Source organism: Mesorhizobium sp. M7A.F.Ca.CA.002.15.2.1, from assembly GCF_003998715.1.
Taxonomy (GTDB): Bacteria; Pseudomonadota; Alphaproteobacteria; order Rhizobiales; family Rhizobiaceae; genus Mesorhizobium; species Mesorhizobium ciceri.
The window spans coordinates 1-8798 of sequence record NZ_RZPI01000174.1 but is presented as its reverse complement, the minus strand read 5'-3'; the positions used below and the strand labels follow the sequence as shown (position 1 = coordinate 8798).

The following is an 8798-nucleotide window of genomic DNA, read 5'->3' as shown; positions in this document are numbered from 1 at the left end:
CCGTAGGCCGCGGCAATGGGAGCCGGGCAGACCAGCTGCCCGGCTTGTCGTCACGGGAGGATGCAACGACAGGACTCTCAGTTCTGAAACAGCGTTTCGCTACCCGTTGGCGGCGCGTTTGAGCGACAGGAACGGCAGCCCCACGACACGCGCCCTGACATCGGCCGCCACGCCATCCTTGTTCCACTTCAGCGTGAGCTCGGTGCCGGTCTCGGCGGCCTCACGCCGCAGATGGCCGAAGCCGATCATCCTGCCGGTCGAAGGTGACCAGGCGACGCTGCTGGCGTGCCCAACTTCCTTCCCGCCGCGAAAGGCTTTCAGCGGATACCACTGCACGCGCCGCAGATTTCCGGGCGCATTGCTCTCAAGCCCCTTGCCGTCGAGGGCTTGCGACCAGTCGATGTCGAGCCCGACGAGCTGGCGATGGTCACCCGTGTTCGACATGCGCTGCAGCGCCGCCTTGCCGATGAAATCGGCCTTGCGAAAGTCGACCAGCCGGCCCAGGCCGAGGTCGAAGGGCGACGCACGATACTTTCCAGCTGCCTGAATGCTGGCGCCGCCATGGTCTGGGCCGGCACTTGTATAGTCGTAGCCAACGATCAGCAGCCCGGCTTCGAGACGTGCTATGTCGAGCGCCCAGGCGCCGGCAGGAAGGATGCCAAAAGGCTTGCCTGCCGCCTCGACCGCGTCCCACACGGCGGCGCCGTCATCCGCCTTGACCCACAATTCATAGCCATGCTCGCCGGTAAAACCCTGGCGCAGGATCTCGACCCGTCTGCCGGCAATTGTGACGATGGCCAAGCGAGAGAACGGCAATTCCTGCACGGACTGGGTGACAGCCTCCAGCACTTCGCGGGAACGCGGTCCCTGCAAGGTGAGGATGCCGTAGCTATCGGATATGTCGGTGACACGGACGTCGAGGCCTTCGGCATGCTGCTTCCACCAGGAAAGGCCGGGATCGGCGGAAACGCGGAAGGTGGTTTCGTCCATGCGGAAAACCAGACCGTCGCCGACGACATGGCCGTTCTCGTCGCACCACGGTGCATAGTAGATCTGGCCGACCTGCAGCTTCTTGATGTCGCGCGGGATGAGCGCATCCATCATCCTCTCGGCATCCGGACCGGCAATGACATATTTCGACAGTGGTGACATGTCGCCCATGGCCACCCTGTTGCGGATAGCCGCCAGTTCCTCGACCATATCGGAGTAGCAATCGACGACCATGTTCCTGTCCCAGCGCATCCAGAGTGCGTTCTGGTTCAGTGGCGCCGTCCGTTCGACGAAGGGCGTGCCGCGAAAGGCGACATGGGCATCTGCCACCACGCTCAGGCCGGACGTGAATTTGATGTCGTTCATTCCAGGTCTCCTCCCAGTCGCAAGGCACTTTGCTGCGACATTCGACGACAACGGGTGAAGAACAGCGCACCTCGCGCCATGGAAACGAAACCATCCAAGCGCAGACCGCAGGGACGGCTTCCTGCGAGCAGCAACCCGCTCAGTCAGATGTCTCTTGCCTCATCCGTATCTTGGGTGAGACTTTCACTTCGCAGCGTTTTTCGGAATGCCCCCGGTTGCCGACGGCATACCCGCAGTTCAACCTGAATATTTGAAGCCGCCGTCGGATTGCTTTCGCTGTCAGCCTTCACCGGCAAATGCTCGCTTGCGGTCGACCAGGTAACGCCGTCTCACCGCACAAGCTCGGCCCGTTCAGCCGTAGCATCGAAGCCTGAATTGGCAGCTCGACGCGTGGGGGGAAAGGCGGTAGCGCGCTGGCGCTAGCAAATTTCTCACCCAGGAGTGCGGTGAGACGTCCGGCGATTTCGACTTCGATTCCGCGGATCCACGTGCAATCGAAACGCTGGCATTTCAACCAAGTCCAGCATCGCCTCCGCAGAATCGTCAGCCGGCCTGCTACGCTGCGAGGGAGCCCGCCGGTCCGTCGTAGATTATAGCAATATGTATATTAGCTATTCCTTGACAATCGATGTGGGCTCTGGTTTCCTGATTTTACGGGTATTTAACCAAGTTCGTTGCGTTTTTTACGGACGGTGTTCGCATGTCAACAGTGGTTGTCGCGGACCCGCGGGGGGTATATCTCGCCGGTCTGGAATGGGTGTTGCAGAAGGCTGGACACGATGTTGTCGCCCAGTGTCGCCGCCCTGTGGACGTTCTCGCTCATGTGGAGCGCCATCAGCCTGATATGGTCATCGTAGGCGTGGATCTCGCGGATCAGCAGACATCAGGTCTTTCCTCACGGCTGAAGGCCGGCAACAGCGCTCTCGGCATCATCTTCATCGTGCAGCCAACCGGCAGGCTCGATGTCAGGGAAATACAGACGCTCGACGTCGATGGCCTGTTTCTGGACGGCATCAGCCACCGCTTTCTCATCGAATGCGTGAATGCGGTGGCGGCGGGCAAGAAGTGGATCGACAACAAGATCGTCCAGCAGCTGCTGATGCCCGGCTCGCAGCCGCAGCCAATGTCCCGGCTGACCGGGCGGGAGACCGAAATCGCCGATCTCGTCTCGCGCGGGCTGCGCAACAAGACCATCGCGCAGCGGCTGCATTTATCCGAAGGCACGGTGAAGATGCACCTGCATCACGTCTACGAGAAGTTGCACCTAGGCGGCCGGGCGGAACTGGCCTGGATGACGCACGGCAAAGCCGCCGAGCGTCCGGGAATGGGCCGAACCGGCCTGCTCTGAACACTCTCCACTCGCACCGACATTGTACGCACGGCAACGGCCGCAGAGCCGTCTGGCGGCATCTGGCGCGTGCCTGCGCGACCTCCCCGCAGCGCCCGTCAACCTGACCTATCGAAGGATATATATCGTTCGATCAGGTGCGGACATTGACCGCAATACTATCGAAGCGGGAATGGACGCGCCCTCTGCGCCGGCGGCACAATGAAATTGGAGGGGCGCATTTCAGTATGCGACCGGCTGCACCGGGGTAGGTGCATTTCCGGCATTAGGGGCTGCATCCCTTTTCCAGAGAGAATTTTGAACCAAGGAGAATCTCCATGGCACTCGACATCTTGACCCAGGACATCGTCCTCGACGAGACCACCGGATTTACGGACGATGATATCAATCCGGCCATTCCGCCTTACGATACCAACCCCACGGTGCAATATCTCCTAAGTCTCGACGATCCGGGTGGGCTGACCTCGCCGGAGGTCGCCTTCCAGGCCAACTTCGTCGTGGCCTCGGCGAGTGCGGGAGAAACCATCACCTCGGTCGTTCTCTCCCAGAATCTCACCGGAACCCCGTTTTCCACCACCGTCGGCGTCAACAGCGGCATTCAGACGGTCGATGGCAATTATGTCTGGCTGTTCAAAGACGCAGACCCGCCCCATGCAAACGTCGTAATCGGTGTCATCGGCACCTCTGACCCGTCGGCCGCACCGGCCGCAACCGGCCCGCTCGCTTTCTCGTTTGGGCTGGTCAGCACCAGCGCCACCAATGCGGACCTGTACACGGTCGAGTATGTGCCGTTGCTCAATCCGGACGCGACCAATCCGGACGATCGTATCGGTTTGACCAACAAGGTGTTCGCGTCGGTCACCGGCACCTCCGTGGCTAGTTTTCTGGGCTCAGCCGCCGCGCCCGGCAACAATGATTTCTATCTGATCAATTCGGCCAATGACGCTTCCAAGCAGCTGCTGGTAATCGGTTTGAACGGTGGCAGTGCCAACGTCAGCGAACAGGGCTTCGGCATCAACAACCAGAGCATCAATCCGAACGAAACGCTGCAGGTCGATTTTGTCACCGGCGGTACCCTGAACGCAGGGAGTGCGTCGCAAATCCAGTACGGCAACCACATCGAGACCATCACGCAGGCCGGGTTCACGATCAGCCAGATCACACCTTCCACTCCGACTGCGCGTGTGGACGTCACCGTCAGCGCCTTCAACAATACGGGCAACGACCAAGGCACGAACTTCTTTGACGGCACCACGACCAGCCCCGTGGATATCACCGGCATCAAGTTGACGGGTACATCGGGGTTTGCGTCCGTCATCACTGTCGATGGCACCTATGCGACCGGCAGCGGCAACATCACCGTCACCGGGCTCAGCGGGACCGGAAACGCCGTCACCATCACCGGGCTCGACAACACCACCACCGTCGATATCACCACCGGCAGCCCAATGGATCGGCTGACGGTCAAAGGGGTCGATGCAAACGAGGGGTGCGACATCTCCGAGTTCCATTTCTCGGCGACGAGCACCAACGCCTATAGCGAAGAGGTCGGCTCCCACATCAACTTCAAGGATGATGGCCCGAGCATCTCGACCACCGGCGCCGAGCCGACGCTGACCGTCGACGAGTCGGTTCTTACCACCAACGACACGCAGAGCTTTGCCGCCAACTTCAGTTCGGGCTTCGGCGCCGACGGGGCCGGCACGCTGACCTACGCACTGGGCGTCGTGGCAGGCCCTTCGGGTCTGATCGACACGGCGACCGGCCAAGCGGTCGTCCTCTCGCTCAATGGCAGCGTCGTCGAAGGCCACACCATCGGCTCCAACGACCTCGTATTCACCGTCTCCGTCAGCGCCGCCGGCGCCGTCACCCTCGACCAGCTCCGGGCGGTGGTCCATGCCGACGCCAGCAACCCCGACGACAGCACCAGCCTGGCCGCCGACAATCTGGTCACGCTCACCGCGACCGTCACCGATAAGGATGGCGACCACCTGTCGGCCAGCCTCGACATCGGCCAGAACCTCAACTTCAAGGATGATGGCCCGAGCATCTCGACCACCGGCACCGAGCCGACGCTGACCGTCGACGAGTCCAACTTGGGTGCCAACAGTGCGGATTTCGCGACCGTTTTCACCCCAAACGCCGGCGCGGATAGTGACGCTATCAGCTATGCGCTCGGCATCAATCAGGTTACGAACGTTAGCGGCCTCACTGACACCTTGACCGGCCTGTCCGTCCTGCTTTTCGTCGAAGGCGGCGAGGTGGTCGGTCGTGCCGGTTCAGCCGCTGGCGATATTGTGTTCACGGTGAGCGTGGCTGTTGACGGGACCGTGACGCTCGATCAGGCACGTGCCGTCATACACTCGCCCGACACCGGACCGGATCAGCAAACATCGCTGGCAGCCGATGATCTCGTAACCTTGACGGCGATCATCACCGACGGTGACGGCGACCAGGCCTCGGACAGTGTCAACATCGGTACAAGCCTCGTCTTCAAGGATGATGCGCCGACGATCACAGTGCCGTTCGACGGTGACCAGAACGCCGGCAACGGTATCGGGACCCCCGAGACTCTGGCCAACACACTCAACGCGTCGGCCACCGGAGCCTTCGGGTACGACATCGGCGCGGATGCTCATCCGGCCGCGTTCTATGCGAGTGGTTCTGACTTTGTCGACCAGAATGGCGCGCTTGCCGGCGTCCAGATCGGGCTCACCGGCACGATCACCGGCGGCGGCGGTGGTAACATTCTCACCTCGGAGGTGACGCTGGCGTCGGAGAGCCTTACCTCCGCGACGTTCAACTTCACTTTCACCTACGACAAGGATCCGGCGGCTGGCACCCAGACCGGGACGGCGGGCGGCACCCTCGTCTTCGACAAGATTGCCGATACTTATACCATCCACCTGACCGACCCTCTCGAAGGCTTCAGCTTCGACGTTATCCACACCAGCCAACTCTTGTCCAAGGAGCCCCTCGGCAATACGGGCCACCCACAGATCGTGCTGGAAAAATTGCAGGCTGATGATCCGAATACGCCGGCTAACGAAAACTTCTACGTGCAGTTCACGGGCAACTTGATCAACAAAGCCAACCCGTTCAGCTTGACAGCCAATGGCGAGGGGTCATCCGGCGACGCCACCTTCACCCTAGGTGGTCACGAGATGGTGAGCAACGCCAATGAAAGCTGGGTATCCGCGACGCAGAGCACCAACGGTGTCGCCGGTGACACGATCCAGAAAGGCGAACTGCTCACATTGCGGTTCTTCGACAGCAACGTCGGTATCAACAGTCAGAACGAGGCTACCCAGCCGACAGCGACCGCCGGCACCATGGCCATCAAGTTCGATGGCATCGGCAACAGCGAGGATCTGATGCTGATCCTCAACCTGATCGACGACAAGGGCACGGCGTCGACGCTCGACGATGTCTCGATTACGAGGGCGATGTACGTGCAGAATGCCGACATCTTCAAGATGGGTCACGTCCCGGCCCCGTACAGCGGCGAGTTCACGCTCGACAACAATGACGGCCTCGTGATCATCGAGCAGAACGACTACAACGCGGCCGGCGAGCACTTCGTGTTGCAGGGTGTCCAGATCATGCAGTCGGGCAACGGCATCACCGGCAACAACACGGCAATCAACCTGAACCCGACGACCGGCGCCGGTGGCGGCAGCGATGCGACCACCAACCTGGTGAATTTCGACCCCACCGACAACGACGTGCTGAAGATCACGGACATCGGCTTCACCTCGACCTCGACCCAGACGCCGGATGCCCACCTCGACTTCGCCTTCAAAGTGGCGGACGCGGACGCGGACCAGACAGCGATGCAGCACATACTTGTCGACGTCGCCTGACACTGGCCAACGGGGGGCAGCCAATGCTGCCCCCAACCTTCCCGCACGAGATGTCATCCCGCACACCAGAGAAATAACGATGAAAACCAAACAACAGCCCCCTGCCCTGCAGGTGGTGATGAAAGAGGCCAGACGTGCCATCCGGCCGCTTGTCTGGTTCAGCGGCGGCATCAACGTGCTGATGCTGACCGGAGCGCTCTACATGCTCCAAGTCTACCACCGCGTGTTGTCCAGCCACAGCCTGGAGACGCTGGTGATGCTGTCGCTGATGGCGGCAGGGGCGCTCGCGGCAATGGCGGGGCTTGAGGTGGTGCGCGGGCGCCTGCTGGCTACCGTCGGATCGTGGATGAACGCGCGATTGGCACCGGTTCTCCTGACCGCATCGGTGGAATATGCCGCCTCGGCGCCAGGCCAAGCCAACGCCCGTCCGCTGCGCGACCTGGATCAAGTGCGCAACTTCTTCACCAGCCCCAGCATCTTCCCGATCCTCGACGCGCCTTGGGCACCGTTGTTCTTCGTTGCCATATTCTTCATGCACCCATGGCTGGGCTGGTTGGCGCTTTGCGGCGGGATCGTGCTGTTTGCTTTGGCGCTGCTCAACGAATACCTCACACGCAAGCCGTTGACCGAGGCCGCAAGCGCACAGTCGCGGGCCTATGTGCAAGCCGAGGCGGCGATCCGCAACGCCGAGGTCGTCCAGGCGATGGGCATGTTGAAGCCATTGCTGGAAGGCTGGAAGGCCCAACAGGACGAGGCCAACAAGGGACAGGTTCTTGCCGCCAACCGTGGCGGCGTCATCGCGGCTATCGCGCGTTGTCACCGGCTGGCCCTGCAAATGGCCATACTCGGCCTCGGCGCCTATCTGGTTCTTCGCAACGAGGCTTCACCCGGCATCATGATCTCCGCCTCGATCCTGATGGGTCGCGCCTTGTCACCGGTCGAGCAAGCGATCGGCACATGGAAGGCGACGGTGGGAGCGCATGCCGCTTACAAACGCCTCACCGCGGTCGCCGGACAGCACCGGGAAGCCACACCGGTCCTGCCACTGCCCCGTCCGAAAGGCAGGTTTGAGGCCGACAACCTTGTGCTTGCCCGACAGGGTGGCGAGCACATCCTGAAAGGCATCAGCTTCCGTCTCGAGCCGGGTGAAGCGATGGCCCTGATCGGTCCGAGCGGGGCCGGCAAGACGAGCCTGGCGCGCATACTTGCCGGTGCCTGGCGCCCGTCGGGGGGGCGTGCCTTGCTGGACGGAACGGATGTTGCCCAATGGGCGGCGGAAGACCGTGGCCGTTATGTCGGCTATTTGCCGCAGGACATCGAACTCTTCGCCGGCACCGTATCCGACAACATCGCCCGCTTTGCGACGGTCAATCCGGCGGTCTTCCAGCACGTGATCAAGGCAGCGCAGTTGGCCGGCGTCCACGAACTCATCAAGGGGCTGCCGAAGGCCTACGGCACCGAGATCGGCGAGGCGGGTGCGATACTGTCGGGCGGGCAGCGCCAACGCATCGGGCTGGCGCGGGCACTCTACGGCGACCCCACGCTGCTTATCCTCGACGAACCCAATTCCAACCTCGACAGGGAGGGCGAGGAGGCATTGATTGCCGCTCTCGGCGTGGCCAAGGCGACGAACACAACCGTTATCCTGATCGCGCACCGCGCCAACATCTTGGAGAAGGTAGACAAGATACTGGTCCTCAACAGGGGTCAGCAAGATCTCTTCGGGCCGCGCGACCATGTCTTCAACGAACTCGCCAGCCGCGTCAGCAAGGTGGCCCATCTGCCCAAGGCTGCCCAGTTGCCTGCCCTCGAAGTGGTCAAGGAAACCAAAGAGGTCAAGGAAGCATGAGCCGCCCCCCGGAATTGAACGTCGTGCCGCTGCCCCTTCCGCCGCCCTCCCTGCTGCAACCGATGCCGCTGCGTCTCACAGGCGTGACCTGCACCGGGTTCGCGATCATGTTCCTGTTCTTCGGCGTCGCGGGAGGTTGGGCGGCCCTGGCACCGTTGGACAGCGCCGCTGTGGCGCCGGGCGTTATCAAGGTCGCCGGCGACCGCAAGCTGATCCAGCACCTCGAGGGCGGCATCATCGCGGAGTTGAACGCAGCCAACGGTGATGTCGTCAAGGCCGGCAAGATCCTCGTCCGGCTCGACGACACGCAGGCAAAGGCGCAGCTCGACCTGATCCAGAACCGGATAGCAACGCGTGAGGCGCTGGCCGCGCGTCTCAGGGC

General features: G+C 62.0%; 5 protein-coding genes. 4 read left to right on the top strand and 1 reads right to left on the bottom strand.

Annotated elements, in window-relative coordinates:
- Positions 1-99 precede the first annotated feature (99 nt).
- On the bottom strand, positions 100-1356 hold the full coding sequence (locus ENZ74_RS12540; protein WP_013529879.1) for an aminomethyltransferase family protein: 1257 nt from the start codon (positions 1354-1356) through the stop codon (positions 100-102).
- A gap of 844 nt (positions 1357-2200) precedes the next feature.
- On the opposite strand from ENZ74_RS12540, the gene ENZ74_RS12535 reads away from it, so the two are divergent.
- The 4 genes from ENZ74_RS12535 to ENZ74_RS12520 form a co-directional block, all read left to right on the top strand.
- Positions 2201-2704: a response regulator transcription factor gene (locus tag ENZ74_RS12535; protein ID WP_032809607.1), complete on the top strand. Its 504-nt coding sequence runs from the start codon at positions 2201-2203 to the stop codon at positions 2702-2704.
- Positions 2705-3021: 317 nt separating this feature from the next.
- Positions 3022-6567: a DUF5801 repeats-in-toxin domain-containing protein gene (locus ENZ74_RS12530; protein ID WP_127312795.1), complete on the top strand. Its 3546-nt coding sequence runs from the start codon at positions 3022-3024 to the stop codon at positions 6565-6567.
- 79 nt (positions 6568-6646) lie between these two features.
- Positions 6647-8416 carry a type I secretion system permease/ATPase gene (locus tag ENZ74_RS12525; protein ID WP_127312794.1) on the top strand — a complete coding sequence of 590 codons (1770 nt, stop codon included), beginning with the start codon at positions 6647-6649 and terminating at the stop codon, positions 8414-8416.
- Positions 8413-8798 (top strand): biotin/lipoyl-binding protein (locus ENZ74_RS12520; RefSeq protein ID WP_127312793.1); only part of this gene is annotated, 386 nt, incomplete at its 3' end. The genes ENZ74_RS12525 and ENZ74_RS12520, both read left to right, overlap by 4 nt.